Source organism: Brachymonas sp. J145 (genome assembly GCF_036312245.1).
In the GTDB taxonomy this organism is placed as follows: Bacteria; Pseudomonadota; Gammaproteobacteria; order Burkholderiales; family Burkholderiaceae_C; genus Brachymonas; species Brachymonas wangyanguii.
On the sequence record NZ_JAZDCI010000001.1, the window covers coordinates 350,467 to 376,685 of the forward strand.

General features: G+C 64.5%; 27 protein-coding genes. 13 read left to right on the forward strand and 14 right to left on the reverse strand.

The window, feature by feature from the left end; genetic code table 11:
- Position 1: 1 nt before the first annotated feature.
- Genes V1261_RS01655 through V1261_RS01665 form a run of 3 tightly spaced genes read right to left on the reverse strand, consistent with a single transcriptional unit; the run spans position 2 to position 2,273 of the window.
- Positions 2-388: a DUF2946 family protein gene (locus V1261_RS01655; RefSeq protein WP_329769682.1), complete on the reverse strand. Its 387-nt coding sequence runs from the start codon at positions 386-388 to the stop codon at positions 2-4.
- Positions 389-416: 28 nt separating this feature from the next.
- Positions 417-1,343: a fumarylacetoacetate hydrolase family protein gene (locus V1261_RS01660; RefSeq protein ID WP_329769683.1), complete on the reverse strand. Its 927-nt coding sequence runs from the start codon at positions 1,341-1,343 to the stop codon at positions 417-419.
- Between the two features lie 27 nt (positions 1,344-1,370).
- Positions 1,371-2,273 (reverse strand): LysR family transcriptional regulator, encoded by a 903-nt coding sequence (locus V1261_RS01665; RefSeq protein ID WP_329769684.1) that lies wholly within the window; start codon positions 2,271-2,273, stop codon positions 1,371-1,373.
- 108 nt (positions 2,274-2,381) lie between these two features.
- On the opposite strand from V1261_RS01665, the gene V1261_RS01670 reads away from it, so the two are divergent.
- From V1261_RS01670 to purU, 6 genes are all read left to right on the forward strand, one after another.
- Positions 2,382-3,200: a DODA-type extradiol aromatic ring-opening family dioxygenase gene (locus tag V1261_RS01670; protein ID WP_329769685.1), complete on the forward strand. Its 819-nt coding sequence runs from the start codon at positions 2,382-2,384 to the stop codon at positions 3,198-3,200.
- Positions 3,201-3,223: 23 nt separating this feature from the next.
- Positions 3,224-3,529 (forward strand): DUF2218 domain-containing protein, encoded by a 306-nt coding sequence (locus tag V1261_RS01675; RefSeq protein WP_329769686.1) that lies wholly within the window; start codon positions 3,224-3,226, stop codon positions 3,527-3,529.
- A gap of 18 nt (positions 3,530-3,547) precedes the next feature.
- Positions 3,548-4,072: a cytochrome b gene (locus tag V1261_RS01680; RefSeq protein WP_329769687.1), complete on the forward strand. Its 525-nt coding sequence runs from the start codon at positions 3,548-3,550 to the stop codon at positions 4,070-4,072.
- Positions 4,073-4,080: 8 nt separating this feature from the next.
- The gene (locus V1261_RS01685; RefSeq protein WP_329769688.1) at positions 4,081-4,920 is read left to right on the forward strand and encodes a DUF3108 domain-containing protein; all 840 of its coding nucleotides are present in this window, start codon (positions 4,081-4,083) and stop codon (positions 4,918-4,920) included.
- Between the two features lie 130 nt (positions 4,921-5,050).
- The gene (locus tag V1261_RS01690) at positions 5,051-5,347 is read left to right on the forward strand and encodes a BTH_I0359 family protein (protein ID WP_329769819.1); all 297 of its coding nucleotides are present in this window, start codon (positions 5,051-5,053) and stop codon (positions 5,345-5,347) included.
- Between the two features lie 105 nt (positions 5,348-5,452).
- A complete protein-coding gene (gene purU, locus V1261_RS01695) occupies positions 5,453-6,301 on the forward strand; it encodes a formyltetrahydrofolate deformylase (RefSeq protein WP_329769689.1) in 849 nt (282 codons plus the stop codon).
- 34 nt (positions 6,302-6,335) lie between these two features.
- Here the strand turns inward: purU and V1261_RS01700 are convergent, their stop codons facing one another.
- Positions 6,336-7,466: an aminotransferase class V-fold PLP-dependent enzyme gene (locus tag V1261_RS01700; RefSeq protein ID WP_329769690.1), complete on the reverse strand. Its 1,131-nt coding sequence runs from the start codon at positions 7,464-7,466 to the stop codon at positions 6,336-6,338.
- A 105-nt stretch (positions 7,467-7,571) separates the two neighbouring features.
- Between V1261_RS01700 and rarD the strand changes: the two genes are divergently transcribed.
- Positions 7,572-8,450, forward strand: a complete 879-nt coding sequence (gene rarD / locus V1261_RS01705; RefSeq protein ID WP_329769691.1) for an EamA family transporter RarD — start codon at positions 7,572-7,574, stop codon at positions 8,448-8,450.
- Here the strand turns inward: rarD and V1261_RS01710 are convergent.
- Positions 8,432-9,151: a YggS family pyridoxal phosphate-dependent enzyme gene (locus V1261_RS01710; RefSeq protein ID WP_329769692.1), complete on the reverse strand. Its 720-nt coding sequence runs from the start codon at positions 9,149-9,151 to the stop codon at positions 8,432-8,434. The genes rarD and V1261_RS01710 overlap by 19 nt on opposite strands.
- A 174-nt stretch (positions 9,152-9,325) precedes the next feature.
- Between V1261_RS01710 and V1261_RS01715 the strand changes: the two genes are divergently transcribed.
- The 6 genes from V1261_RS01715 (at position 9,326) to V1261_RS01740 (ending at position 14,379) form a co-directional block, all read left to right on the forward strand.
- Entirely contained in the window at positions 9,326-10,150 is an 825-nt protein-coding gene (locus tag V1261_RS01715) for a mechanosensitive ion channel family protein (protein ID WP_329769693.1), read from the forward strand.
- A gap of 129 nt (positions 10,151-10,279) precedes the next feature.
- Positions 10,280-11,323 (forward strand): type IV pilus twitching motility protein PilT, encoded by a 1,044-nt coding sequence (locus tag V1261_RS01720; protein ID WP_329769694.1) that lies wholly within the window; start codon positions 10,280-10,282, stop codon positions 11,321-11,323.
- Between the two features lie 61 nt (positions 11,324-11,384).
- The gene (locus V1261_RS01725) at positions 11,385-12,287 is read left to right on the forward strand and encodes an NAD(P)-dependent oxidoreductase (protein WP_329769695.1); all 903 of its coding nucleotides are present in this window, start codon (positions 11,385-11,387) and stop codon (positions 12,285-12,287) included.
- A gap of 9 nt (positions 12,288-12,296) precedes the next feature.
- Positions 12,297-12,674, forward strand: coding sequence for a YbaN family protein (locus V1261_RS01730; protein ID WP_329769696.1), 378 nt, complete (start codon positions 12,297-12,299; stop codon positions 12,672-12,674).
- Between the two features lie 77 nt (positions 12,675-12,751).
- Positions 12,752-14,065 carry a tryptophan--tRNA ligase gene (locus V1261_RS01735; protein ID WP_329769697.1) on the forward strand — a complete coding sequence of 438 codons (1,314 nt, stop codon included), beginning with the start codon at positions 12,752-12,754 and terminating at the stop codon, positions 14,063-14,065.
- A 128-nt stretch (positions 14,066-14,193) separates the two neighbouring features.
- Positions 14,194-14,379 carry a DUF1328 domain-containing protein gene (locus tag V1261_RS01740; RefSeq protein ID WP_329769698.1) on the forward strand — a complete coding sequence of 62 codons (186 nt, stop codon included), beginning with the start codon at positions 14,194-14,196 and terminating at the stop codon, positions 14,377-14,379.
- A 100-nt stretch (positions 14,380-14,479) separates the two neighbouring features.
- Here the strand turns inward: V1261_RS01740 and V1261_RS01745 are convergent, their stop codons facing one another.
- The 9 genes from V1261_RS01745 to nosZ all read right to left on the reverse strand — a co-directional run bounded on the left by V1261_RS01745 (position 14,480) and on the right by nosZ (position 25,945).
- Positions 14,480-15,832: an alanine/glycine:cation symporter family protein gene (locus V1261_RS01745; protein WP_329769699.1), complete on the reverse strand. Its 1,353-nt coding sequence runs from the start codon at positions 15,830-15,832 to the stop codon at positions 14,480-14,482.
- 115 nt (positions 15,833-15,947) lie between these two features.
- A complete protein-coding gene (locus V1261_RS01750; protein WP_329769700.1) occupies positions 15,948-16,814 on the reverse strand; it encodes a pirin family protein in 867 nt (288 codons plus the stop codon).
- A 44-nt stretch (positions 16,815-16,858) separates the two neighbouring features.
- Positions 16,859-17,527 carry a nitrous oxide reductase accessory protein NosL gene (locus V1261_RS01755; protein ID WP_329769701.1) on the reverse strand — a complete coding sequence of 223 codons (669 nt, stop codon included), beginning with the start codon at positions 17,525-17,527 and terminating at the stop codon, positions 16,859-16,861.
- A 3-nt stretch (positions 17,528-17,530) separates the two neighbouring features.
- Complete coding sequence (locus tag V1261_RS01760) at positions 17,531-18,124, reverse strand: nitrous oxide reductase accessory protein NosL (RefSeq protein ID WP_436231797.1); 594 nt, start codon at positions 18,122-18,124, stop codon at positions 17,531-17,533.
- A gap of 2 nt (positions 18,125-18,126) precedes the next feature.
- On the reverse strand, positions 18,127-18,945 hold the full coding sequence (locus V1261_RS01765; protein ID WP_329769703.1) for an ABC transporter permease: 819 nt from the start codon (positions 18,943-18,945) through the stop codon (positions 18,127-18,129).
- Entirely contained in the window at positions 18,942-19,940 is a 999-nt protein-coding gene (locus V1261_RS01770; RefSeq protein WP_329769704.1) for an ABC transporter ATP-binding protein, read from the reverse strand. The genes V1261_RS01765 and V1261_RS01770 overlap by 4 nt, the downstream gene beginning before the upstream one ends.
- Positions 19,930-21,246 carry a nitrous oxide reductase family maturation protein NosD gene (locus V1261_RS01775; protein ID WP_329769705.1) on the reverse strand — a complete coding sequence of 439 codons (1,317 nt, stop codon included), beginning with the start codon at positions 21,244-21,246 and terminating at the stop codon, positions 19,930-19,932. The genes V1261_RS01770 and V1261_RS01775 overlap by 11 nt, the downstream gene beginning before the upstream one ends.
- Positions 21,247-21,256: 10 nt before the next feature.
- Positions 21,257-23,908, reverse strand: coding sequence for a 4Fe-4S binding protein (locus V1261_RS01780; RefSeq protein ID WP_436231793.1), 2,652 nt, complete (start codon positions 23,906-23,908; stop codon positions 21,257-21,259).
- A 75-nt stretch (positions 23,909-23,983) separates the two neighbouring features.
- Positions 23,984-25,945: a TAT-dependent nitrous-oxide reductase gene (gene nosZ / locus V1261_RS01785; protein ID WP_329769706.1), complete on the reverse strand. Its 1,962-nt coding sequence runs from the start codon at positions 25,943-25,945 to the stop codon at positions 23,984-23,986.
- Positions 25,946-26,219 lie beyond the last annotated feature (274 nt).

The following is a 26,219-nucleotide window of genomic DNA, read 5'->3' on the forward strand; positions in this document are numbered from 1 at the left end:
CTCAGCCGATGGCTGGCGGCGCGCGCGCCTTGAACGGAGAAGCCGCCACCACGGGCAGTGTCGGCTGGTGCCAGACCGGAACCGCTTCAGCTGTCTCGACCTGCGGTGGCAGGCCAAAGGTGGCGGCGGGCGGCGGAGCCTCGAGCGCCAGGCACAACGCACACTCCTTGCCGTGCTGCAGGCCCACTGACAGGGCATCACTGTCGACATCGATCCACTGGATGTGCCCCGCGCTGGAGCAGACCAGCCGCATGGATTCGGCATGCACCAGCGGGCTGACCCAGCTGGCGACCAGGGCCAACCAGACCAGGATGATCCAGCGACGCGCCCGCAGCGCCGGAGCGCGCAGCACGCGCTCGAATGGCTGGTGGTCGGCTGGAGTCCTCATGGCAACTGATTATGAGAGCAACAGACAGTTACGACAAGTCGATATCCTTAGTGAATGCCACCTCATGCTGCAGGGCACCGAACAGGACCGAGCCCTGCCGGCTGCGTGCTTCGGCACGCCAGACATCGCCCGGCTGCAGCCAGGGCGTGCTGATCTGGCCATCGCGCTGCTGCTCGAGTGCGCGGCGGTCGGCCAGGCTGCATTGGCCCTTGCGCGTGTCCTGGTTGCGCACGGGAGCGGCACACAGGATGCTGCCGGCGCGCAGCGGACGCGTGGTGCACAAGCGCGCCAGCAGTTCGTGCAGGCCTTGCGCCATGTCGCTGCCGGCATCGCACATGCCAAGCTTGCGGCCATTGCCGCTGAACTGCAGCGTGAGCTGCAGCCGGCCGTCCTGCCAGCTGTCGCCGAGTTCGTCAGGCGTCAGTGCCACCGGGCTGAAGGCGGTGAAAGGCTGCGCCAGCGCGGCATCGTCCACGCCCTGCCAGCGCAACTGGCTGCACAGCATCAGCAGGCGGATGCCGGCCAGCGCCTGGTCGCTGCTGGCGCCCTGCGGCAGATCACCGGTGACGACGGCCAGGCCCACTGCCAGATCGCCCTGGGCACGCTCCGAAGGCAGCAGCAGCCCGGCATGTGCCGCATGCAAGGGATCGCTGACGGCCTGCTCCAGCTGCGGCGTCAGCGCCTCAGGCAGCCAGGGATCGGCCTGCACGCACTGGTAGGCACGCGGCAGCGGTGCCATGCAGCGCGCCGGATCAAAGGCAAAGGCGTGCGGCGCGCGACCGCTGTTCAGGCTGTCGTAGATGTCCTGCAGCTGCGGCGACAGGAAGTTCCAGTCATCCAGCACCTGCTGCAGGCGGCCGGCGACATGGGTGGCATAGTGCGCGTGGCGCAGGTCGCGCGAGACCACGACCAGCTGGCCATCACGCGAGCCGTCGGAATAGGTAGCAAGTTTCATGTGGGGGCATAACGGCGGATCAGGCCGTCATTGTGCGACATCCTGTGCCCACTGTTCGGCCAGGAAATCGATCATCACGCGCACCTTGGCCGGCGGCCGCCGTTGCGGCGGGTAGACCGCATGGATGCCGCCCACCTCCATGCCCGGATGCTCCAGTTCCAGCAACTGCAGTCGCCCGTCCTGCACCGCATCCTGCACGATGAAATCCGGCTCGTAGATGATGCCCTGGCCGCCCACCGCCGCCAGCAGCAGCGCATCGCCGTTGCTGCAGCGCAGATTGCCGCTGATCTTCTGGCGCACCCGCCCGCCAATCCCAAAACGCCATTCATCGCTGCCCGAGCTGACCGACAGCGCATAGCGCAGGCAGTTGTGCTGCGCCAGATCTGCCACCTGGCGCGGCACGCCATGCTGGTCCAGATAGGCCGCGGACGCACACAGGCAGAGCCGGACCTGGCCCAGCCGGCGCGCCTGCAGCGGCGCGTCCTGCAAGTCACCTATGCGGATCGCCAGATCCCAGCGCTCGTCAAGCAGGTCGACGCGCACATCGGTCAGGCCCAGATCCACCGTCACCGCCGGATAGCGCTGGCTGAACAGCGGCAGCAGCGGGGCAATGCGGCGCAGGCCAAAGGACAGCGGCACGTTCATGCGCAGCACGCCGCTGGCATCGATGCGCTGCGAGGCCGCCTCGGCTTCGGCCTCGTCGATATCGGCAAGGATGCGCTGGCAGGCCTCGAGGTAAGTGGCGCCGGCATCGGTCAGTGTGAGCCGGCGCGTGCTGCGATGAAACAGGCGCACGCCCAGCCGCGCTTCCAGCGCATCCACATGGCGCGTGGCCATGGCCGGTGACATGCCAAGATGCCGCGCCGCCGCCGACAGGCTGCCGGCCTGGGCCGCTCTTGCAAAAACACGCATGCTTACCACTCTATCCATGGCTCATCTCCTACTGATAGTAGGAACTGTACCTGCCACATCGTCTCTTCTCAAGTACCAGGCTCATCCCCATAATGAGAATCATCCTCGATTCAACACCTGACTGACATGAGCACCCACACCCCCCGCATGCCCACGCTGTACATCCCGCATGGCGCCGGCCCCTGCTTCTTCATGGACTGGAACCCGCCAGACGCCTGGGACGCCACCGCGGCCTATCTGCGCAGCATCGCCGGCAGCCTGCCGCAACGGCCCAAGGCCATCGTGCTGGTCACGGCGCACTGGCTGGCGCCGCAGTTCACCGCCGGCAGCGCCGCCCAGCCCGGCATGCTGTTCGATTACTACGGCTTTCCGCCGCACACCTACCAGCTGCGCTACCCGGCACCGGGCGCACCAGCGCTGGCCGAACGTGTCACCGGCCTGATCCAGGCGGCCGGCCTGCCAGCCGCCCAGGACAGCGAACGCGGCTACGACCACGGCGTCTTCATTCCGATGCTGCTGGCCTTTCCCGATGCCGATATCCCGGTGCTGCAACTCTCGCTGCTGCAGGATCTGGATCCAGAAGCGCATCTGGCCATGGGCCGCGCGCTGGCACCGCTGCGCGACGAAGGCGTACTGATCATCGGCAGCGGCATGAGCTTCCACAATATGCGCGCCTATGGCGATCCGCGCGCCACGCCGGTGTCGCAGCAGTTTGATGCCTGGCTGTCCGAGACCGTGGCGCTGCCGGAACCCGAGCGCACGGCGCGGCTGGCACGCTGGGACAGCGCCAGCGGCCCGGCCGGCCGCCTGTCGCACCCGCCACGCGCCGAGGAGCACCTGCTGCCCCTGCTGGTCGTCGCCGGTGCTGCGGCCGATGACGCTGGCCAGCGTGGCTTCAGCGATGAGGTCATGGCCACCACCATTTCCGCCTTCCGCTTCGGCTGAAGGCCTTGTACCCGGAGACCCCCATGAGCCTGACCGACCGCGGTGCCAGCAGCACCGCAGAAATTGCCACCATCGAGCCTGCCCGCATCATCCTGCGCCTGTGCAAGCACTGGGGCCACAAGTTTGCTGTACGCTACGACGAGCAGAGCGGCGAGATCGCGCTGACCGGCTATGGCAGCTGCAGCATGCAGCAGGTGCCGGGCGGCCTCGCCTTCCGGCTGCACTGCCCAGACCCCGACATGCTGCCACGCCTGCAACAAGTGGTCGCGGAGCACGCACAACGCATGGCGCGCGACGAGACGTTTCACTTCCACTGGGCTGCGGCCTGATTTTTCCGGGATTTCATCATGAGCACAAACGACACCACCCGCCGCTACGGCACCATCACGCGACTGCTGCACTGGAGCATGGCCGCGCTGTTCATCTGGCAGTTCTGCAAGTTCTTTGACCGCATCCAGGATGGCGAGCATTTTCTCGGTAACCTGACCGGCCCGCTGCACGGTTCCTTCGGGGCGCTGATCCTGGTGCTGGGCATCCTGCGCATCCTCTGGGCCATCAGCCAGAAACAGCGTCCGCCGCAGCAAGGGCCGCTGGCCGTACTGGCCAGCATGGGCCACAAGCTGCTCTACCTGCTGATGCTGCTGATGCCCCTGAGCGGCATGATGTACGTGCGTGGAAATGGTTACCCATTGAAGGTTTTTGGTACGGAACTCATGGCCCGCACCGGAGTCAAAACCGAGTGGATGCTGTCGATTGGCGAGTTGCATTCACCACTCGCCTGGCTGACGGTCATCACGGTATTGGGCCACGTGTTTTTTGCCCTCTACCACCATATTGTGCTGAAGGATGGCACGCTGTCCCGTATCGCCTGAGGAGGCCCATGACCACTACCCGCCCTGCCACGCATTCCCTGCTGTCCCGCCGCAACGCCATGACCCGCCTGCTAGCGGGCGGCCTGCTGCTGGGTGGCGCCGCCTGGCTGACCGCGCCGTCGGCATCAGCCCAGACAGTGAACAGCTCCCAACTGGCGCAAGTCAGCCCGACCTCGCGCCTGGCCGGCAAGGCGCCGCCGAGCATGAAGCTGGACTACGCACTCAAGGGCCGGGTATCGCGCATTGGCTACAGCGCCAACGCCACGCTGGACTGGCGCCGTACCGGCAATAGCTACCAGCTTGATTTCACCGCGCGCGCACCGCTGGTCAGCCGCACCCAGTCGAGCAACGGCACGGTCGGTGCCAACGGCCTGCGTCCGTCCCGCTTTACCGACAAGTGGCGCGGCAAGACGAATAGCGCCAGCTTCCAGCGCAATGGCAGCCAGGGCAGCATCAGCTACACCAATGGCAACACCGCAGCCGCTCTGCTGCCTGGCGCGCAGGACCAGGTCAGCGTGTTCATCCAGCTGATGGCGCTGATGGATGCCAACCCGGGCAAGTACGGCACTGGCCAGATCTTCGCCTTCCAGGCCTCGGATCACCGCCGCGCGCCGGTCTGGCGCTTCCGCGTGCAGGGCAAGGAAACGATCCAGGCCGCCGGCCAGTCGTTCGACGCCTGGCGCGTACGCCGCATCCTGGAAGATGGCGAGGACAAGCTGGTGGAAATCTGGCTGAGCCCGTGGAAGGCTGCCGATGGCACTACCTACCACCTGCCGGTGCGCCTGCGCATCTCCGAAGGCCCGAACGATTACGCCGAGCAGACGCTCAAGGCACTGCCGAAGCTCTGATGCCGATGGGCGTGCGTTAGTTGACGGACGGGCTGCGGGATGCAGCCCGTTTTGCTCTTGATTCGGCCCGATCCGCTACCATGTAGAAACCATGATGTACCAAGACCTGTTTGACCAGACCGTTTCCGGCATGCATACGCTGTATGACTCCGAGAGCTTTGTCGTGGTCCACATGCAGTCCAGCCCCCTGCTCAGCGGTGCCGACAGCATCCTGATGCAGGGTCGCGACCATCTGGCGCTGGCGCGCAACGGTTTCGAGATCGTGGACAAGCGCTCCGGCCGCCACGTGTTCCTGGACGGCAGCTGGGCCGAGCTGTTCCAGCAGCAGATCGCCGCCTGGCAGGACAACACGCCAACGCAGGAAGAAGTCGAAGACACGCTGGAAGATTACGCCGTGCTGGCCTGCAGCCCGGTGCGCCTGCACTGAGCCTCGGGCGCTCCCGCTACCTCTCCCCTACAATAAGCGGCACGTGGTCAACAGCCCGTGCCGTTTTTTCTGCCTGCAGCGCCGCGACCCGGCCTGCCCTCCTGCATGAGCCATCCCTACATCCTCACCCTGTCCTGCCCTGACCGCATGGGCCTTGTCCACGCCGTCTCCGGTTTCCTGATGGAACAGGGCGGCAATATCGAAGAAGCTGCCCAGTACAACGACAGCCAGACCGGCCTGTTCTTCATGCGCGTCGGTTTTGTCTGCCCCGAGGCCGACGTGGCCGTGCTGCGCACCCGGCTGGAAGCCTTCGCCGCGCCCTTGGGCATGCAGGCCAGCCTGCACCCGCGCGCCGAGCCGATGCCGACAGTGATCCTGTGCAGCCGCCAGGGCCACTGCCTGAACGATCTGCTGTTCCGCTGGAAGAGCGGCCTGCTGGCGATCGACATCCGCGCCATCATCAGCAACCACCGCGATTTCTACCAGCTGGCCGCCAGCTACAACGTGCCCTTCCACCACATTCCGGTGAACAAGGACAACAAGCCGCAGGCCGAAGCCCGCCAGCTGGAAATCATCGAATCCGAAGGCGCCGAACTGGTGGTGCTGGCGCGCTACATGCAGGTGCTGAGCAACAGCATGTGCGAATCGCTGTCCGGCCGCGCCATCAACATCCACCACAGCTTCCTGCCCAGCTTCAAGGGCGCCAAGCCCTACTACCAGGCGCATGACCGCGGCGTGAAGCTGATCGGTGCCACCGCGCACTACGTTACCTCGGACCTGGACGAAGGCCCGATCATCGAGCAGGACGTGGCGCGCGTGGACCACAGCAAGACGGTGGAAGACCTGACCGCAATCGGCCAGGACACCGAAAGCCAGGTACTGGCGCGTGCCGTGAAATGGCACAGCGAACACCGCGTGCTGCTGAACGGACAGCGCACGGTGATCTTCCGCTAAACACAGACGGTGCCGGCTTGCCGGCCCGTTGGCATCAGCCCTGGATCTGGTCGAGTGCGTCGCGCAGCTGGCCGACGGTGCGCTCGATGTTCTGGCACTTCTCCAGGCCGAACAGGCCTAGGCGGAAGGTGCGGAAGCTGTCCGGCTCGTCGCACTGCAACGGCACGCCTGCCGCCACCTGAAGGCCTTGCGCGCGAAACTTGCTGCCATTCTGGATCTCGGGATCGGTGGTGTAGCTGACTACCACGCCCGGGGCCTTGAAGCCTTCGGCGGCCACGCTCGGGAAGCCGCGCTGCTCCAGCAACGCGCGCACCTGGCGGCCCAGCTCGTGCTGCTGCTCACGCAGCTTGTCGAAACCATAGGCGCGCACTTCCTGCATCACGTCGCGCAGCGTCACCAGCGCATCGGTCGGCATGGTGGCGTGGTAGGCAGCCTGGCCTTTTTCGTAACCTTCGGTGATCTGCAGCCACTTTTTCAGGTCGCAGGCAAAGCTGCTGCTGGTGGTGCTCTCTATGGCCTGGCGCGCATGCTCGCTGAAGCTGACCATGGCGGCGCAGGGCGTGCCACTCCAGCCTTTTTGCGGTGCCGTCAGCAGGATGTCCACGCCGGTCGCCTTCATGTCGACCCAGACCGCACCGCTGGCGATGCAGTCGAGCACGAACAGGCCGTCGTAGGCATGCACGGCATCGCTCACCTGGCGGATGTAGTCATCGGGCAGCATGATGCCGCTGGCGGTTTCCACGTGCGGCGCAAACACCACGGCCGGCTGTTCGGCGCGGATCGTGGCCAGCACCTCGTCCAGCGGCGCCGGCGACCAGGGCGACTGCGCGCTGCCATCGGCCGGGCGCGCCTTGGCGACCAGCACGTCCTGCGTGATGCGGCCAGTGTCCAGGATCTGCGTCCAGCGGAAGCTGAACCAGCCGTTGCGCAGCACCATCACCTTCTTGTCGTGGGCAAACTGGCGTGCCACGGCTTCCATGCCGTAGGTACCGCCGCCCGGCACGATCGCCACGCTGTGCGCGCCATAGGCCTCGCGCAGGCCGCTGATGATGTCCTGCATCACGCCGATAAAGCGCTGTGACATATGGTTGAGGGCGCGGTCGGTGTAGACCACGGAAAATTCCAGCAGTCCATCGGGGTCCACGTGGGGCAGCAGTCCGGGCATGTCTCTCTCCTGAATCGGTATGGGGGCATTGGGCCTGGCACGGGCGTGCAGGCGACCTGGCTGGTCTGTGCCAGCCATGACATTCCACACTGTACACTGCCTGCCATGCTTTCCGGAATCCTGTTATCCATCACTGCGTCGGTCCTGTTTGGCGCGCTGTATTACTACGCGCTGCTGCTGCATCCGCTGCAGGCGATGGAGATCCTGTCCTGGCGCATGGTGCTGGGCCTGCCGGTGCTCACTCTGCTGATCTGGCGCCTCCAGGCGGTGCCGGCGATGCGCGCCTGGTTCAGCCGCCTGCGCCAGCAACCGCTGCTGATCGGTGGCATGCTGTTGTCGGCCTCGCTGCTCGGCCTGCAGATGGGCCTGTTCATGTGGGCACCGCTACATGGCCAGGCGATGAACGTGTCGCTGGGCTATTTCCTGCTGCCGCTGTCGCTGGTGCTGACCGGCCGCTTCGTCTATGGCGAACGCCTGAGCGCGATGCAGCGGCTGGCCGTGCTGCTGGCGGCCATAGGCGTGGCACACGCGCTGTGGCAAAGCGGCGGCCTGCACTGGAGCACGCTGCTGGTGCAGCTCTACGTGCCCTACTTCATGCTGCACCGGCGCATGCGCGTCAGCGGCCTGCCGGCGATCTGGACCGAGACCCTGATCCTGCTGCCGCTGGCGATCTGGTGGCTGTCCGATGGCCGCATCGTGCAGCAGATCGCGCAGCGGCCGGAGCTCTGGCTGCTGCTGCCGCTGCTCGGCCTGATGAGCGGCATCGCACTGGGCAGCTACCTGATGGCGAGCCAGCGCCTGCCGCTGGGCCTGTTCGGCCTGCTCGGCTATCTGGAACCGGCGCTGCTGTTCGTGGTGTCGCTGCTGGTGGGCGAGCGCATGGGGGCCGGCGCGCTCTGGACCTATGGCCCGATCTGGCTGGCGCTGCTGATGCTGGGCCTGGAAGGCCTGCGCCGCTGGCGCGCTCAGCCCGCCGGCGGATAGGCGCGGCTGCCGAAAATCGCCGTGCCGATACGCACCAGCGTGCTGCCGGCGGCCACCGCCTGCTCCAGATCGGCACTCATGCCCATGGACAGCGTGTCCCAGCGCGGCAGTGCCAGCTGTTCGCCGAGCTGCTCGAACAGTTCGCGTGTGCGCTGGTGCACCGCCAGCGTCTGCGCCGGATCGGCATAGGGTTCGGGAATGCTCATCAGGCCGCGCAGCTCCAGCCCAGGCAGCTCGCGTACCGCCAGTGCCAGTTCCAGCACCTGTTCCGGCATCAGGCCGCTCTTGTTGGCACCGCCATCCATGTTGACCTGAAGGCAGAGCTGCAGCGCTGCCTTGCCGGCATCGCGCTGGCGGCTCAGGCGCTGCGCCACTTCCAGCCGGTCCAGGCTGTGCAGCCAGTCGAAATGCGCGGCCACCTGGCCGGTCTTGCGGCTTTGCAGTGGGCCGATGCAATGCCATTCCAGCGCCAGCCCGTCCAGTTCGCCGATCTTGGCCACCGCCTCCTGCACATAGTTCTCGCCAAACGCCTGCTGTCCGGCCGCCGCGGCTTCGGCCACGGCCGCCGCGGGAAAGGTCTTGGACACGGCCAGCAGGCGTACGCTGCCAGCGGCACGGCCGGCCTGCGCCTCGGCAGCCGCAATACGCGCGCGCACCTGCTGCAGGCGCGTGGCGATGGAATCGGAATCGGTGGAGTGCATGGGGCGTGATCGTAGCAGGCGCGGCCCGGTGTCGGCAACGGGAGACCACGTGTCAGCCCGCAGCACAAATCACCCCAAAGCGGGGATATGTCACGCCCGGACAACATCCAGACGCCGACTTGTCATGTTCCCTGCCTACGATAGCGCGGTCATCTTTTCAAGGAGGAATTCCCCATGAATACGGAAGCCATCTGGACTTTCATCACCACGCAGGGCATCGATTTCCTGCTCAAGCTGCTGGCAGCGCTGGCAATCTGGATCATCGGCCGCTGGATCATCAACAAGGTTGTCGGCTTCATCAGCCGCAGCATGCAGCGTGCCGGCAAGATCGACGCCACGCTGGGCAAGTACCTCGAATCCATCATCGGCGCGATCCTGACGCTGCTGCTGATCCTGGCGATCCTGGACGTGTTCGGCGTGCAGACGACCTCGTTTGCCGCACTGCTGGCTGGTGCCGGCCTGGCGATTGGCGCAGCCTGGAGCGGCATGCTGGGCAACTTTGCCGCCGGCCTGTTCATGCAAGTGCTGCGTCCGTACAAGGTGGGTGACTTCATCTCCGCCGGTGGCGTGATCGGTACCGTGAAGGAGCTGGGCCTGTTCACCACCACCATCGTCACCATGGACAACGTGGTCACCGTGGTTGGCAATGGCAAGGCCTTTGGCGACAACATCCAGAACTTCAGCGCACTGCCGGTGCGCCGCGTGGACTGCGTGGCCAAGATCGCCAACAGCGTGAACCCGCTGGATGCCATCGCGCGCCTGAAGCCGGTGATCGCCGCCATCCCCAATGTGGCCGCCGAGCCGGCTCCGGACATCGAGATCCTGGAGTTCACGCCCGAAGGTCCGAAGCTGTGCGTGCGTCCCTACACCCACACCGACCACTACTGGCAGGTCTATTTCGACACGCACAAGGCGATTGTCGAAACCTTTGGTGCCGCTGGCTACCCGGTGCCGGAAACCCCGGTGGCCATGACGCAGCGCGCCCCGCTGTCGAACTGATTCGCCTCCTGCACATGCCGGCCTGCACCACAGGCCGGATTGGACCCCGTACGGCCTTGGCTGCACGGGGTTTTTTATCGCCTGGGCATCCGACCGCATCGTTATAATTAATTCTTTTGATTTAATTTTATGATTGCTTCCTTGCTGCAGGCCATGCTGGACCAGCAGGCTTCCGACCTGCACCTGTCGGTTGGCGAACCACCCCTACTGCGCATCGATGGCCGGCTGCAACGGCTGGCGCTGCCGGTACTGGATGAGGCCGGCCTGCAGCAGCTGGTCCTGCCCCTGCTCGATGAAGCCCGCCGCCAGGCCTGGCTGCAGGGGGACGAATGCGATGCCGGCTTCAGCCGTGATGGCCTGGGCCGCTTCCGCCTGCATGCCTACTGGCAACTGCGCGGTACTGCGGCCGCCATCCGTGTCTTGCCGCGGCAGACCCCCACGCTGGCCGAACTCGGCCTGCCGCCACAGCTGGGCGACTGGGTGCTGCGCCCGCACGGCCTGCTGCTGGTCTGCGGTGCCACCGGCTCCGGCAAGTCGACCACGCTGGCGGCCCTGCTGCAGCAACTGGCGGCGGAGCGCCCTTGCCACATCCTCACGCTGGAAGACCCGATCGAGTTCGTGCATCCGCCCGGCCAGGCACTGATTCACCAGCGCGAGATCGGCCGCCACAGTACCGGTTTTGCCAGTGCGCTCAGGGCCGCCCTGCGCGAGGATCCCGACTGCCTGCTGATCGGCGAGCTGCGCGATGCCGATACCATCCGGCTCGCACTCACTGCCGCCGAAACCGGCCATCTGGTGCTGGCCTCGCTGCATGCCGGCACGCCGGAGCGCGCGGTGGACCGGCTGATCGATGCCTTTCCGGCCGGTGACAAGGAGCTGGTGCGCAGCATGCTGGCCGATACCCTGCTCGCCGTCATCGCCCAGGTGCTGTGCCGGCCTGCCAGTGGCCAGGGCCGTATCGCCGCACTGGAACTGCTGCACGCCACCCCGGCGATCCGCCACCAGCTGCGCGAAGGCCGCAGCAGCCAGCTCTACTCGGCGATGCAGACCGGTGCCCGCCACGGCATGCAGACGCTGGATCAGCAGCTGCAGCAACTGGTGCAAGCGCAGCGCATCACGCTGGCAGAAGCCCGCCGCCACGCACGCTTTCCGGAGCAGCTGGCTGACAGCTGAGGCCGGCGCTGGTTTACCATCGGACGATTCCATCCCTCTCCGATTCAGCAAGGAAGCCCCCATGTCCAGCATCCAGCCCAAGTCCTATGCCCCCTGCAACCCGCACCGCGTCGCCTTTCTGGGCCTGGGCGTGATGGGCTTTCCCATGGCCGGCCACCTGCAGCAGGCCGGCCACCAGGTCACCGTCTACAACCGCACGCCGGCCAAGGCCTCGCAGTGGGTGCTGGAATTTGGCGGTACGCTGGCTGCCACCCCGCGTGAAGCCGCCCAGGGTGCCGATATCGTGTTCTGCTGCGTCGGCAATGACGATGACCTGCGCAGCGTGGTGCTGGGTGACGATGGCGCCTTTGCCGGCATGCCGGCCAATGCCGTGTTCGTCGACCACACCACCGCCTCGGCCCAGGTCGCACGCGAGCTGGATGCCGCTGCGCGCGCACGTGGCTTGCATTTTGTCGATGCCCCGGTCTCCGGCGGCCAGGCCGGCGCCCAGAATGGCCTGCTGACCGTGATGTGCGGCGGCGCCGAAGCCGACTACGCCCGCGTCGCGCCGGTAATGGACGCCTTTGCCCGCGCCTGCTCGCGCATGGGCGAAGCCGGTGCCGGCCAGCTGACCAAGATGGTGAACCAGATCTGCATCGCCGGCCTGGTGCAGGGCCTGGCCGAAGCGGTCGCCTTTGGCCAGAACGCCGGCCTTGACATGCCGCAGGTGCTGGACGCCATCGGCAAGGGCGCGGCGCAGAGCTGGCAGCTCGACAACCGCGGCAAGACCATGGCCGAAGGCCAGTTCGATTTCGGCTTTGCCGTGGACTGGATGCGCAAGGACCTGGGCCTGGTGCTGGACGAGGCACGCCGCAACGGCTCGCTGCTGCCGGTGACGGCGCTGGTCGACCAGTTCTACGGCGATGTGCAGAAAGCCGGCGGCAACCGCTGGGACACCTCCAGCCTGATCACGCGCCTCAAGTAAGCCGGCGGCATGTTCCGGCACACGGTCCGCCTGCTGCTCTGGGTCATCGGTGCCATCGCACTGGTGCTGGGCATCATCGGCCTGTTCCTGCCGGTGCTGCCGACCACGCCATTTGTGCTGCTGGCTGCCGCCTGCTGGGCACGCGCCTCGCCACGCTTGCACCACTGGCTGCGCACGCATCCGCGCTTTGGCACCCAGGTACGCGCCTGGGACGAGCGCGGCGCCATCCCGCGCCGCGGCAAGTGGCTGTCCATCGTCATGATGGCGCTGTCCTGCCTGCTGGTGCTGGCGCGGCTCTGGGGCACGCCGCACTTCTGGCTGGGCCTGCTGATGGCGCTGGTCTGCCTGCTGGTCGGCCTCTGGATCTGGCGCCGGCCCGATGCCTGAAGCGCTCCACCGGCTTGCCGCTTGACCGATAATGGTTCCATTGCCGCCCTGCGCGGCCTTTTCTGTTGCAGATTCCCATGAGCACCTCCACCACCCGCTTTCTCACCGGCATCACCACCACCGGCACGCCGCACCTGGGCAACTACGTCGGCGCGATCCGTCCCGCCGTGCAATCCAGCCTGCGTGCCGATGTGCAGAGCTACTACTTCCTGGCCGATTACCATGCGCTGATCAAGTGCGATGACCCGGTGCGCATCCAGCGCTCCACGCTGGAAATCGCTGCCACCTGGCTCGCCGCCGGGCTCGATCCCGAACGCGTCACCTTCTACCGCCAGAGCGATATCCCCGAAATTCCCGAGCTGACCTGGCTGCTGACCTGCGTCACCGGCAAGGGCCTGCTGAACCGCGCCCACGCCTACAAGGCATCGGTCGACAAGAACCTTGAAACCGGCCAGGAGCCGGACGATGGCGTCACTGCCGGCCTGTTCATGTACCCGGTGCTGATGGCGGCCGACATCCTGATGTTCAAGGCGCACAAGGTGCCGGTCGGCCGCGACCAGATCCAGCACATCGAGATGGCGCGCGACATCGCCAGCAGCTTCAACCACCTGTACGGCAAGGATCTGCTGGTGCTGCCCGAGGCAGTGGTGGACGAACAGGTCGCGCTGCTGCCCGGCCTCGATGGCCGCAAGATGAGCAAGAGCTACGACAACACGATTCCGCTGTTCGTGCCGCAGGCCGAGATGAAGAAGCGCATCCTGTCCATCGTGACCGATTCGCGTGCGCCCGGGGAGCCCAAGGACACCGAAGGCTCGGCCCTGTTCCAGATCTACCAGGCCTTTGCCACGCCGGAGGAAACCGCCGCCTTTGCCCAGGCCTTCGCCGACGGCATCGCCTGGGGCGAAGCCAAGCAGCTGCTGTTCGAGCGCATTGACCGCGAAATCGCACCGATGCGCGCACGCTACGCCGAGCTGATCGCCAACCCGGCCGAGGTCGAGCGCATCCTGCTGGCTGGCGCCGACAAGGCGCGCGTCGAATCCACGCCCTACACGCGCCAGCTGCGCGAAGCCGCCGGCCTGCGTTCGCTGGCCCAGGCCGCACAAGGCACCACCCAGACAACCGACAAGAAGACCGCGCTGCCGGTGTTCAAGCAGTACCGCGAACAGGACGGCCAGTTCTACTTCAAGCTCAGCGCCGCCAACGGCGAGGTGCTGCTGCAGAGCAAGGGCTACGCCAACCCGCGCGATGCGGCCGGTGCGATTGCCGCCCTGAAACAGCAAGGCGCTGCCGCCCTGGCTGGCGTGCTGGCGCAGCTGGAAGCCCTCGACTGCACGCAACAACAGGCCGCCGCAGCCGCCCTGCAGCAGCTGCTGGAGGCGGCGCAAGACTGATCTGCGCACGGCATTCCGTCCTACGCCAGGCCGGGATGCCGCCTGATGCCCGCCTCGCCCGCCTGCCGGCACACTGGAATCACCTGCTGCAGACAGCCTGCAGCGCCAGACACCAAGGAGGATTCATCATGTTGAAGTGGGCCATTATTTTTGCCGTGATTGCACTGATTGCCGGTGCGCTGGGCTTTGGCGGCATCGCCGGTGCCTCGGCCGGTATCGCCAAGCTGCTGTTCATCGTGTTCCTGGTCATCGCCGCCGTGATGGTCCTGGCCGCCGTACTCGGTGGCAAGGCCGTGAGCCGGGCGATCAAGTAAGCCAGTCGGCACGCCAGCATCGGCTGGCAAGCGCTGAAGACAAGAAAGCCCTGCAGGCGAACCTGCAGGGCTTTCTCATGTCCGGATGACTCGGTGGTGCTTACGGCAGTTCGCCAGTGCGACGCTTCTCGAAAAAGTCGTGCGTTTCCTTCACCACCACGCCAGACAGCAGCACCAGCGCAATCAGGTTGGGCAGCGCCATCAGGCCGTTGAACACGTCGGAAGCCGACCAGACCAGGTCCAGGCTGAGCACGGTACCGGCCATGACCGAGGCAACGTAAATCATGCGGTAGGGCAGCACGCCGCCCTCGCCGACCAGATAGGTCGCGCATTTCTCACCGTAGTAGCACCAGCCCAGGATGGTGGAATAGGCAAAGAACACCAGGCCAAAGGTCACGATCCAGCCACCGACGCCAGGCAGCATCTGGCTGAAGGTCATGGTCGTCAGCGCCGCGCCAGTCTGGCCGTTGGTGTACATGCCACCCATCACCAGCACGATGCCGGTGATGCTGCAAACGATGATGGTGTCGAGGAAGGTACCCGTCATGGACACCAGCGCCTGACGCACCGGGTGATCGGTCTTGGCCGCTGCCGCCGCGATCGGTGCCGAGCCCATGCCGGCCTCGTTGGAGAACACGCCACGCGCCACGCCATAGCGGATCACGGTACCCAGCGCACCACCTGCCACCGCTTCGCCGGTAAAGGCATCGGTCAGGATCAGCTCCAGCGCCGGGAACAGCAGGTCCAGGTGCATCGCGATCACGATCAGGCCACCCAGCACATAACCCACCGCCATGATCGGCACGATGGCCGACGAGACGCGGGAAATGCTGCGGATGCCGCCCAGGATCACCAGGCCGGTGAACACCGTCAGCACCACGCCGGTAATCCAGGTGTCAATCGAGAAGCTGGCGTGGATCGCCTGCGCCACCGAGTTGGACTGCACCGAGCTGCCGATACCGAAAGAGGCCAGCACGCCAAAGATGGCGAACAGCACGGCCAGCCATTTCTTGCCCAGACCGCGCTCGATGTAGTACATCGGGCCGCCCGACATCTCGCCCTTGGAGTTGGTGACGCGGTACTTCACGGCCAGCACGCCTTCGGCGTACTTGGTGGCCATGCCGAACAGCGCCGTCATCCACATCCAGAACACGGCACCCGGGCCACCGGCTACCACGGCAGTCGCCACGCCGGCGATGTTGCCGGTACCAATGGTGGCCGACAGCGCCGTCATCAGCGCGCCAAAGTGCGACACGTCACCCTCGTGGTCACCGCCATCGGCACGCTTGGCATGCGGTGTGAAGGCCTGCTTCAGGGCAAAGCCCAGTGTGGTGAATTGCAGCAGACGCAGGCGAATCGTCAGGAAGACACCGGTACCCACCAGGAAGGTGAGCATCGGCACGCCCCAGACGTAGCCCCCTGCTGCGTCAAAAAAGTCCTTGATGGCTTCCATTTTTTCCGCCCTTTCATTTGCAACAAAATGCTGCGCATGATAGCAGGCAGAAATCCAGCCAATCAGCAGAAATCGTCGCCGTTACAAAAGTTTTTTACGCTTTTGATGCAGCCTGTCACAGCGTACCGAACTGGCCAGCGGCAAGATCCTGCAGGGATTGTTCGACCTGCTCCGGCGTATTCAGCACCAGCTCGCCACTGCCGGCAATCGTCTCGTCCAGCGGTTCACCGCTGATCAGCAGCAGGCGCGTATCCTGCTCGGCGCGCAGGCCCACCTCCTGGCCCGGCGTCCCCAGGAACACCAGGTGTTGTGCCGTCACCGGCTGCTGCCAGTAGTTGACATGCACCGCGCCTTCCAGCACCAGCAGCACGCCATACCAGTGGCTGGGTAGCTTCAGCAGGGTTTCCTGCTCGCCGGCCTGCAAGCGGATATCCCACAGCTGCAGCGGCGTCACGGTTTCTGCCGGTCCGACAACGCCTTCGTACTCGCCGGCAATCACGCGCAGTTCGCCCACGCCATCGCCCAGCTCGACTACCGGAATGCTGGCCGCCGCCAGGTGCTGCTGGTGCGGATCGGTCATCTTGTAGTCGGCTGGCAGGTTGACCCAGAGCGTGGCCAGCTCCAGCGTACCGCCTTCGGCAGCCAGTCGCGGGCCGCCCTGGTCCTGGCGCAGCAGGCCGCGGCCAGCGCAGTTCCACAGCACATCGCCGGCTTCCAGCATGGCGGCATGGCCGGCTGAATCACGCGTCTGCAGCTGGCCCTGGAACATCAGGGTGACGGTTTCAAAGCCGCGCTGCGGCTGCACGTCGGCGACGCCAGCGGCACCCGGCTCCAGCGTGACCGGCGCCACGTAAGAAGCGCCAATACAGGGGTTGGCCTGGCGGCCCATGCCCTGATAGCCAAAAAAGGGAATGCGATCCCAGCCTGCGCCGGTCGCCTGTGCTGCCGTGCTGGCAGAAACTCCGATAACGTTCTTTTTCATGAATGCGTCTTGCTATCTGGTCCGAAGACCGGTTGGTTCTGGTTCTAGTGGTCGTCGTGCATGCCTTCATGCAGGGCGTGGTTACGCTCTACCGACATGGTCTTGATGATGGCTGGCGTGACCTCGGCATGCGACAGTACCTTGCCGCCACGTTGCCTGCTGAAGTCCTGCGCCTGCGCCTTGTCGGCAAATGCCGGCAGATCCCCCATGCGCATCGGCCCGAGCGCGTCCGATCCATGCACGTACCAGGCCAGCTCGGCCGCCGTCCAGTTGCGGCTGGCGGCATCCGTCACCCACATCGACAGGATATCAGCGCGGCTGTGGCCCGGGTTGAAGCGCTCGACCCCGTCCAGGAACTGGAACAGGTCGATCGGGGAATCGAAAAAGTGGGCATCGCCATTGCGGTACAGCACCTGGGCGGCCCAGATCCGGTCACGCGCCGGGTACATGCCACACACCGGACAACGTGCCGACTCCGGCACCTCACGCGGTGCCTCCATCGGCTTGCCACTGGCCGGATCGTAGGGAATCGGCGGCGAAACGATGCAGACATCGAGCGCGACTTCCTCCTTTGGCTGCCACCAGCGCGTCCAGTAGCCCTGGGTGACCACGCCTCCGGTCACGGCGGCCACACCCGCGCCCGCCAGCCAGAGCCAGCGGCGGCGTGTAGTACGCGCCTGCCCGGGAGGGGCATTCTGGGGATGATCCGCCATGGCTTACATCCGGTTGTCCAGGTTGGCCCCGCCGCGCAGATCCACCATCTCCGGGGTGATGTCGCTCATGCGCACCAGTTCGCCACCGTATTCCTCGATGAACTTCTTCGCGTCGGCCTCCTGGCTGAAGCTGGCAAAGGTCGGGCCCATGGAGCCCTTGCGCTTGCTGCCATGCACAAAGATGGCGGTTCGCGCATCGATCCAGGCGCCTTGCGGGTTGTCCCAGTCGGTCTTGCCCATATCCTGCACATAGACGGCATTCACCTTGCGCACCTGCTCGGGCACCAGCAGCGTGTTCAGCACTTCCATGGTGTCGCAGTAGAACAGCGGCTGGTCCATGCCGGCATAGTGGATCTGGCCCTTGGGACCGGGATAGTCCATCAGTAGCATGCCGTCCAGTTCGCAGGACGTGCTGCGGGTGATTTCCACCGGTGCGGTGCTGGCGGCTTTCTCTTCGCTCTTGCCGCAGGCGGCCAGCGGCGCCACGGTCGCCAGCGCCAGCAGACCGAGGAACAAGCGGCGTTCCTGGGTTGCGGCGTCCAGATGGCGCGCTTCGCCCGAGCAGCACAGGCAGCCGCGGGCATGCAGTCCTTGCATGGTCATGGTTTGAATCTCCAGTTGGCAATCATCAGGGGCACCACGATCCAGGCCAGCATCACGCCCGCCAGCACGCCGACATTCGACAGCAGGGGCGGTACGACACTGACCAGGCCGTAGGCATTGCGCAGGCTCTCGGTCGAGAACACGTTGATGATGCGGAACACATCGGTCGGGTTCAGCATCAGCAGGTAAGGGAAGATATCGCCGCCGTAATGGCCGCTGGTGGCTACCAGCACGCCCAGCAGCACCAGGTCAAACACCAGCACGAACAGGAACCAGAGCACGATGGCGGCGCCGGACGCACGCGTGCGGTCATTGACCAGCACCGATACCAGCACGGCCAGGCTCAGGAACACCAGCCCCAGCAGCATGGCGCTGAGCACGAATCCTGAGTAGTGGAACAGCGCACTGCTGCCAAACTGCCAGACCAGCACCACGCCTACCGTTGCCAGACCGGCCAGCATCGCCAGCGTCATGGCCAGTGCCAGCCCCAGGTACTTGCCCAGCAGCAGTTCGCCACGCGTGATCGGATAGGCCAGCAGCAAGTCAAGTGAACCGCGCTCGCGCTCTCCCACGATGGCATCGAAACCCAGCAGCAGCGCAATCAGCGGCACCAGATAGATCACCAGGCTGACCAGACTGGTGATGGTGAACTCCAGCGAGCGCACGCCGACCGCGCCCTGCTGGGCACCTCCGGCGTAGGTGATGACCAGCGAGAACACGGCAAACACCAGCGCCACGGCCAGCACCCAGCGATTGCGCAGGCGATCGCGAAACTCCTTCATGGCCAATGTCATGACCTGTCCGGGCTGAATCATGCCTGTCCTCCTGTCTGCATGCGCGCGGCGGGTGCCTTGCGGCTGTCCTCCACGCCAAAAAACATGTCCTCCAGCGACGGTTCGACGATCTGGATGTCCTGCACCTGTTCCGGCTGGCGCAGCAGGTGCTGCAGCAGGGCCGACTTGTGCGTGCGCGGTACCTGGAAGCTGACCTGGTTGGTCAACCACTCCTGCGGACAGGCCGCCAGCTCGGGCGGCAGTCCAGCCAGCAGCGCCTGGCGCATGGCTGGGTTGTCGGCTTCTGACAGCTGCGCCTGGATCGTGATCGGCAGGTCAAAACCGGCGCGCAAATCCTGCACCGAGCCCATCGCCTGCAGCTTGCCGTTGGCCAGCACCGCCACGCGGTCGATACGGTTCTGCAACTCGGCCAGGATGTGCGAGGTCAGCACGATGGTCAGGCCCTGGTCCCGCAACTCAGCCAGCGTGTCCCAGAAAAAGTGGATCGCGTACGGATCCAGGCCGGTGGTCGGCTCGTCCAGGAACAGCACCTGCGGCTGGCCCATCAGCGCCTGGGCAAAGCCGAGACGCTGGCGCATGCCCTTGGAATAGGCACGCACCGGCCGGCTGCCGGCATGGCCCAGTCCGACTCGCTCCATCAGGCCGGGGCATTCGCTGTCGTCGATGCGCTTGAGCTTGGCAAAGAACTGCAGCGTCTCCAAGCCGTTGAGGTTGTCCCATAGGGTCACGTTCTCGGGCAGGTAGCCGATGCTGCGGCGTACTTCGCGGGCACCAGCGCCATCAACCGGTACGCCGTGGATGGAAATATGGCCGCTGGTCGGTTTCAGCAGACCCAGCATCATCTTGAACATGGTGCTCTTGCCGGCGCCGTTGTGGCCAATCAGGCCGAACACCTCGCCGCGCCGGATCTCCAGGCTGACATCATCCACCGCCACAAAGGCACCGAAACGCCGGACGACGTTTTCGGCACGGATGGTCACCTCCATGTCGGAACGCTTGCTACTCTCACGGGGCATAGTTGGAATCCTTGGTCAGACGGTCACGCCATTCGGCCCAGGCGGTCGAAAGCGGCAACATGCGGGGAGATTCCTCCACCACACTGGGAACACGAAGAATGGGAAATTGCGCGCCAATCATGCGCAGCACCTGCACCGACGGACTGGCCAGCAGCAGGCGCACCGTCGGGTAACGCCAGGTCAGGCGGTCCACCACATCGTTGGCCTCGTACGGAATATCGCCCTTGCCATCGCCGTCCCGGTCCCAGCCGCGGTAATTGCTCCAGTAGTTGCCTTGCGGCCCGCCCCACTTGATGTCACGCGTGCCCACGTACTTGATCTGTTCATGGTTCTCGATGAAGTCGTTGCCATCCACCGGGTTGCGTGCCGAACCGGACAGGTGCACGCCGATATGGTTGTAGGCCACCACGTTGCGCTTCAGGTCGGTGTATTCCACGTCATAGACGAACAGGCCACGCTCGTTGTACATGACGATGTTGTCTTCCACCACCGCATCCTGCAGCGTGCGCAGCATGATGCCGTGGTCCTGGTTGTTCCAGGCACGGTTGTTGCGGATCACCTGGTTGCGCACTTCCATCAGCGCCAGACCGCCGCGGTTGCTCCAGACATCGTTGTCCTCCCACAGGTTGTAGTAGGAGTTCATGTAGTGCGTGCCGTAACGGCTATGGTGCATCTTGTTGCGCTTGAACTCGGCCTGGTGCGATACGTCGATGTATAGGCCATCTCGCACAAAGCTGATCTCGTTGTCGTAGATGCGCGCACCTTCGGTGTTGTAGAGCTGCACGCCATTGCCGCGCTGGGCACTGTCAAAGTCACGCTTGCCGGTGATGTTGTTGTTCAGGATCTGGACATCATTGGCCTTCTCGATCCACAGGCCGAACAGGTTGTAGCTCAGGAAGCTGTTCTTGACGATGACGCGATGCGCACCCGGCTGGATGTAGATGCCGGCGTTCTGCTCACGCAGGCTGCCGCCGGAATCGGACACGATCAGGCCGTCGATCACCACATCGGGCGCGACCACGCGGATCGTGTCGCCCTTGTCGCCGCCACTGATGGTGGGGCGATCCAGGCCGCGCAGCGTCAGCGGCTTCTCGATGCGCAGGTTTTCTACATAGAGCCCGCGCTGTACCTCGATCGTGTCACCCGCCGCGGCCTGCTCGATGGCGGCCTGGATGCTGTGTCCGGGTTGTACCGTCCAGGTGGTCACGGCTTCGGCTTTCAGGACCGGCAGGGCCAGCAAGGCCGCCAGCCAGATCTGCCGACATGAAGAAATACATCCGCCTGGACGGCGCTTGAAACCCAGCATGCCCAACCCTTTACGCAATCACCATCCAGCCGGCGCGGGACAGCAGCCAGAACAGCGCGGCTCCGATCAGCAGGTTCTTGAATCCGACATAGCTGAGCATGTCCATCACGTTGGCACGGCGGTAGACCTTGCCCCACCAGACGCCATCCTTGACATAGCGCTTGCCCTGCAGGCGGATCAGCACTTCAAACACGCTCCAGCCCAGCCACCAGCCGATCACCATGATAGGTGATGCACTGCCCTGGGCTGCCAATATCCACACCAGGGTGGCGGCCAGTGCCAGCGCAATGCCGGCCGACTGCAGCAGGCGTGCAGTGCTCCAGCCTTCACGGCTGAACGGCCACAGGTGATCCCAGATCTCGGCCCAGACTCGCTGCAGGCCGGTAGCGGCGGCCACCGGCGGCACCGCCACGTCGGTCGGCAGACGCGGATCCGGCTTCCTGGCCAGCAGCGCAGCCGCATGCTGGTACTGGCGATCCTGCTCGATCGGCACGATCGGGATGAAGTAGCCGTCGCGGCCAATCGCCGTCAGCGGCTTGCCGTCACGCTCACGCTGCTTGCGCTCCTTGGACAGCGGCGGGCAGGTGTGGTCGTCCGTGTACAGGATCATGCAATCCAGGCAGTGCAGGCACTCGCGGTGGTCGATGCGGCCATCGGCGTCAATCGCCTGGGCACCACAGCCCTTGGCACAGGCCTTGCAGCTGTTGCAGTCAGCCTTGCGCTTCAGGCCAAACCAGCGGAAGGTGCTCGGCATGGCCAGCGAGGCGCCCAGCGGGCAGACGTACTTGCAGTAGGGACGCTCGATGAAGATCGAGATACCGAAAATCACGGCGACAAAGGTCACATACGGCCAGCTGCGGTTGGTCAGGCCGACCAGGAAGGTGGTCTTGAACGGCTCCACTTCGGCCAGGATCTCGGCCAGGCCCATGGAGAACAGCGACACCAGCACCAGGCCGAAGAACACCGCGTACTTGATCCACTTGAGGCGGTCATGCCAGACCTGCGGCAGCTGGAACTGGTAGCGCTTCAGGCCGATGGCACCGGCCACCTTGTGGATGATCTCCTGGATCGAGCCGAACGGACAGGTCCAGCCACAGAACAGGCCGCGGCCAAACACGAAGATCGTGATGAAGATGAAGACCCAGAACAAGAAGATGAACGGGTCGCTCAGGAACAGCGTCCACTCCCAGCGGAACAGCAGCGCGTGCAGCCAGGTCAGCACCTGCGTGATCGAGGGCTGGGCCATCATGATGAAGCCGACCCAGACCACGAAAATGCCCCAGAAACTGTACTTGAAGATGTTGACCGGCCACTTGTTCTTGTGGCTGGACAGGCGCGTCAGGCGGTCACGCACGGCGTAGACCACTGCCACGGATACCAGCAGCAGCGCAAACAGGCTGATTTCGAGTGCGCGCGACTTCCAGATCTTGACCCAGGTCGCTTCCGGCTTGACGATCTTGGGGCGGCCGCCTTCCAGATAGGCTGCGGGCAGCCAGTAATCGGTGGCAAAGCTGATGAAATCCTTGGTGCCCTTGGCCTGGTCCACGTGGTTGCCCAGGAAGCTGAAGGTCCACGGATAGGCGGCCGAGAAGGCATTCGAGCGGATCAGGAAAATGCCGGATTCGGTAAAGCGCGGCGCATTGGCGGCCTGGATGCCATACAGGTTCAGCGCATCGCTGTCGCGGAAAGAGAAGCTGTCACCGTCCTGGTGCACCAGGATACGGTCATAGATGCCACCGCGCACAAAGCCGGAGCCCTTGAACGATTCACGGCCGGCCGTGCGGATCACGAAAATCGCGTTTTCCCCTTCCTTGAGCTGGCCCATCAGGTTGCGCCAGCTGGTCTCGCCCAGAATCGCCGGACCCAACACCGGGGAGTTGAGCGCACCAAACCACAGTTCAATATACGGATCCCTGGATTTTTCCAGGCCGACCTGGTCGGTACGCACGACCACCTTCTTCACGGCGCCCTGCTTGACCAGCGTATCCCAGTCGAGTGCCGCCTGGCCGGCCGCCGGCTGTGCATAGACCACCGGCTGGCGCACCTTGGGCGCAATGATGCCGACCTGGCGCGCCACGGCAGCCCCGGACGTCATCATCACCTGGTTCTGGGCAATCACCGTCACGGTGGCGCCCGAAATCGCGTCCAGCCCGATCACGTCGTCGTCAGGACGGGACTTGCCGACTTCCAGCTTGTCGGTCACCATGCGGCCGATGTACTGGTCGTTGAATTTCAGCAGTTCGGACTCGGGAATGCCGAGCAGCAGGATCGGCTCGGAGTGCTTGAGGATCTTGACGCCGACAAACTTGCCGGTCAGATCCATGCCGATCAGCGTCACCACCGGCTTGCCGGAGTACGCCGGGATATCGGTGATGTCGGTCGACAGCATGACGTAGCCCATGGGCTTCTGGTTGGCGTCAAGCGCTTCTACATACGGCGGCTGGCCCTTCTTTTCCGAGAAGGACACGGCGCCAGGGAATACGTCCTTGCATGGCAGCAGCGCACACATGTCGGCGGCCGTTGCCAGATTGGCCGGCAATTCCGCCTCGTACGCCTGTGACCCGCCGGCACCGGCCCCCAGGGGGGCGGCTTGCGCCACGGCCATGCCCAGGGTCACACCCAATGCCAGCCCCAGTTTCCGGACAAACTTCATCCAACTCATGCTGCTGCTCCTGCTTATCCATGCAAACAGGGCCGAACCTGCTGCCAAGCCCGGCCCCGTCATCTACTCCCGCTCTCAGGCTTCGACGATCATGCGGCCACGCATCTCGAGGTGCAGCGCATGACAGAAGTTCGTGCAGTAGTACCAGAACACGCCCGGCTTGTCGATCTTGAAGGTGACCGACTTCGTCTCCAGCGGGTTGACCAGGAACTGCACGTTGTACTCCGGAATGGCGAAGCCGTGCGTCAGGTCCTCGACCTTGTCCAGGTTGGTCAGGATCAGCGTCACTTCGTCACCCACCTTGACCGTGAACTCGATCGGCATGTAGGTCGGCGCAATCGAAGCCATGCGCACCGTGACCTTCTTGCCTTCGCGCGTCACGCCGGCGTCCTTCGGATCCTTCAGCGCAAGCGGATGGTCATCCAGCGCGTAGACCTGCTTGGTCTGCAGCCATTCGCGCTTGAAGATCACGAAGTCGTGCGGCTCGGGGCGAACGGCGTTGTCGTGCGCCAGGATCATCTCGTCGCCAGAAATGTCGACAAGCTGGTCGTTTTCCGGGTGCATCGGGCCCACCGGCAGGAAACGGTCCTTGGAGAACTTGTTGCCCACGGCCATCCAGATGCCATCGGCGGCAATCGTTTCGGCGTTGGTGGCGTTGATGTGGCCCGGCTGGTACATCACGTCCAGCTTGTGGACGACCGGGTTGATGGCCTTGTCGCCGGCATACTTCTTGATCGCCTGGTCGATGTTCCACTTCACCACCTGGCTGTCCAGGAACAGCGTGGTGTAGGCGTTGCCACGACCGTCAAAGGTGGTGTGCAGCGGGCCCAGGCCGATTTCCGGCTCGCCGATGATGGACTTGTCCGGATCGTCCAACTTGCCGTCGAACCAGTCCAGCACTTTTTGCAGCTCGATGATGGTAGCCGTGGGAGACAGCTTGCCAGAGCAGATGAAGTACTTGCCGTCCGGCGTGGCGTTCACGCCGTGCGGGTTCTTCGGCACCGACACGCGCACCGACAGGGCGGTCGCGGGATCCTTGTTGGCTTCGACCGTACAGTCGACCACCGGCACCTTGGAATCGCCAATGGTGGTGAACTTGCCATCCTTCACGGCCTGCTCGATGCGGGCAATGTTGAAGAACAGGCAGGCATCGCGCTCGGCCGACATCATTTCGGGATAGAGCACGCCGTTTTCGGTGTTGTACTGGTTGCTGGCGGCCAGCTTGCCGTCAAACGAGGTGGCAATCAGGTCGCAGTTGCCATCAATGCGGGCTTGCCAGCGCACCTCCATGGTTTCTGCGTCGACGCAGGTAAACAGGCAGTGGTGCTTGGTGCTGTCGGTCATGTCCGCGCCCTTGTTGGGCATGGGTACATGGAACTCCTGGCCGCAGAACACGCGCGTGGTGTAGTTGATGGCCGGATCAACCGGGTCACGCTTGTCCGGGAAAATACCGTGGAAGCCCTGGATATTCGGGATCTTGGTGATCTTGTCGCAGACCATGTAATCCAGACGGAAACGCGCCAGACGGGCGTTGATCTTGTCGTTGATCCACGCGTACTTGCCGTCGTAAATGCCGTCCTTGTAGGAGGCGTGGATGTGGTGGGTATCGGCCACCGTATATTGCAGCGAACCATCGGGACGGGTGCCCATGATTTCCTTGGACTCGTTGGTCTGGCCCCAGCCAATCAGCGCGTCCGGCACGAAGCAGGGAATACGCAGCAGTTCGCGGCCGGAAGGAATACCCAGGATACGGGCATCACCGGTATGGCCGCTGCTCCACAGACCGTAATGGGTATCCAGTTCGCCCGGCTTGACTTCTACCGAGCCGGCACCGCCCACCTTGTGCGCCGCACCCTTGCCTGCACCGGCGCCGGAAGCACCGCTGGCGGCACCTGCACCACTGGCACCTTCGTCCTTGCAGGCGACGACGCCAACGCTGGCCACACCGGCCACGCCGAGTGCTGCAGCAGAATTGAGGAATCGGCGACGTCCAATCACGCCCGGCTCCTCGACTGTCTTCTTGGTGGTTTCGCTCATAATATCACCCCTTTTGTAACATTACACGATTTGATCTAAATCAAAGATATCCGGGTAATCTATCGGATAACAGCGCCAGCCTATCACCAACCCCTCTATTTGTAAATCCTTGTTTCATAACCATTCGGCAAAATATCCTTTTGATTCAATAACCTTTTCATTGAATAACCTTTCAATCCATCGCACTTTGCTGGCATTTGCCAATATCCATGCCTTACATGCAAGCATGGATATTGCGCAGGAACCCCGCTTTTTGCACTAAAGTAAAAGGATT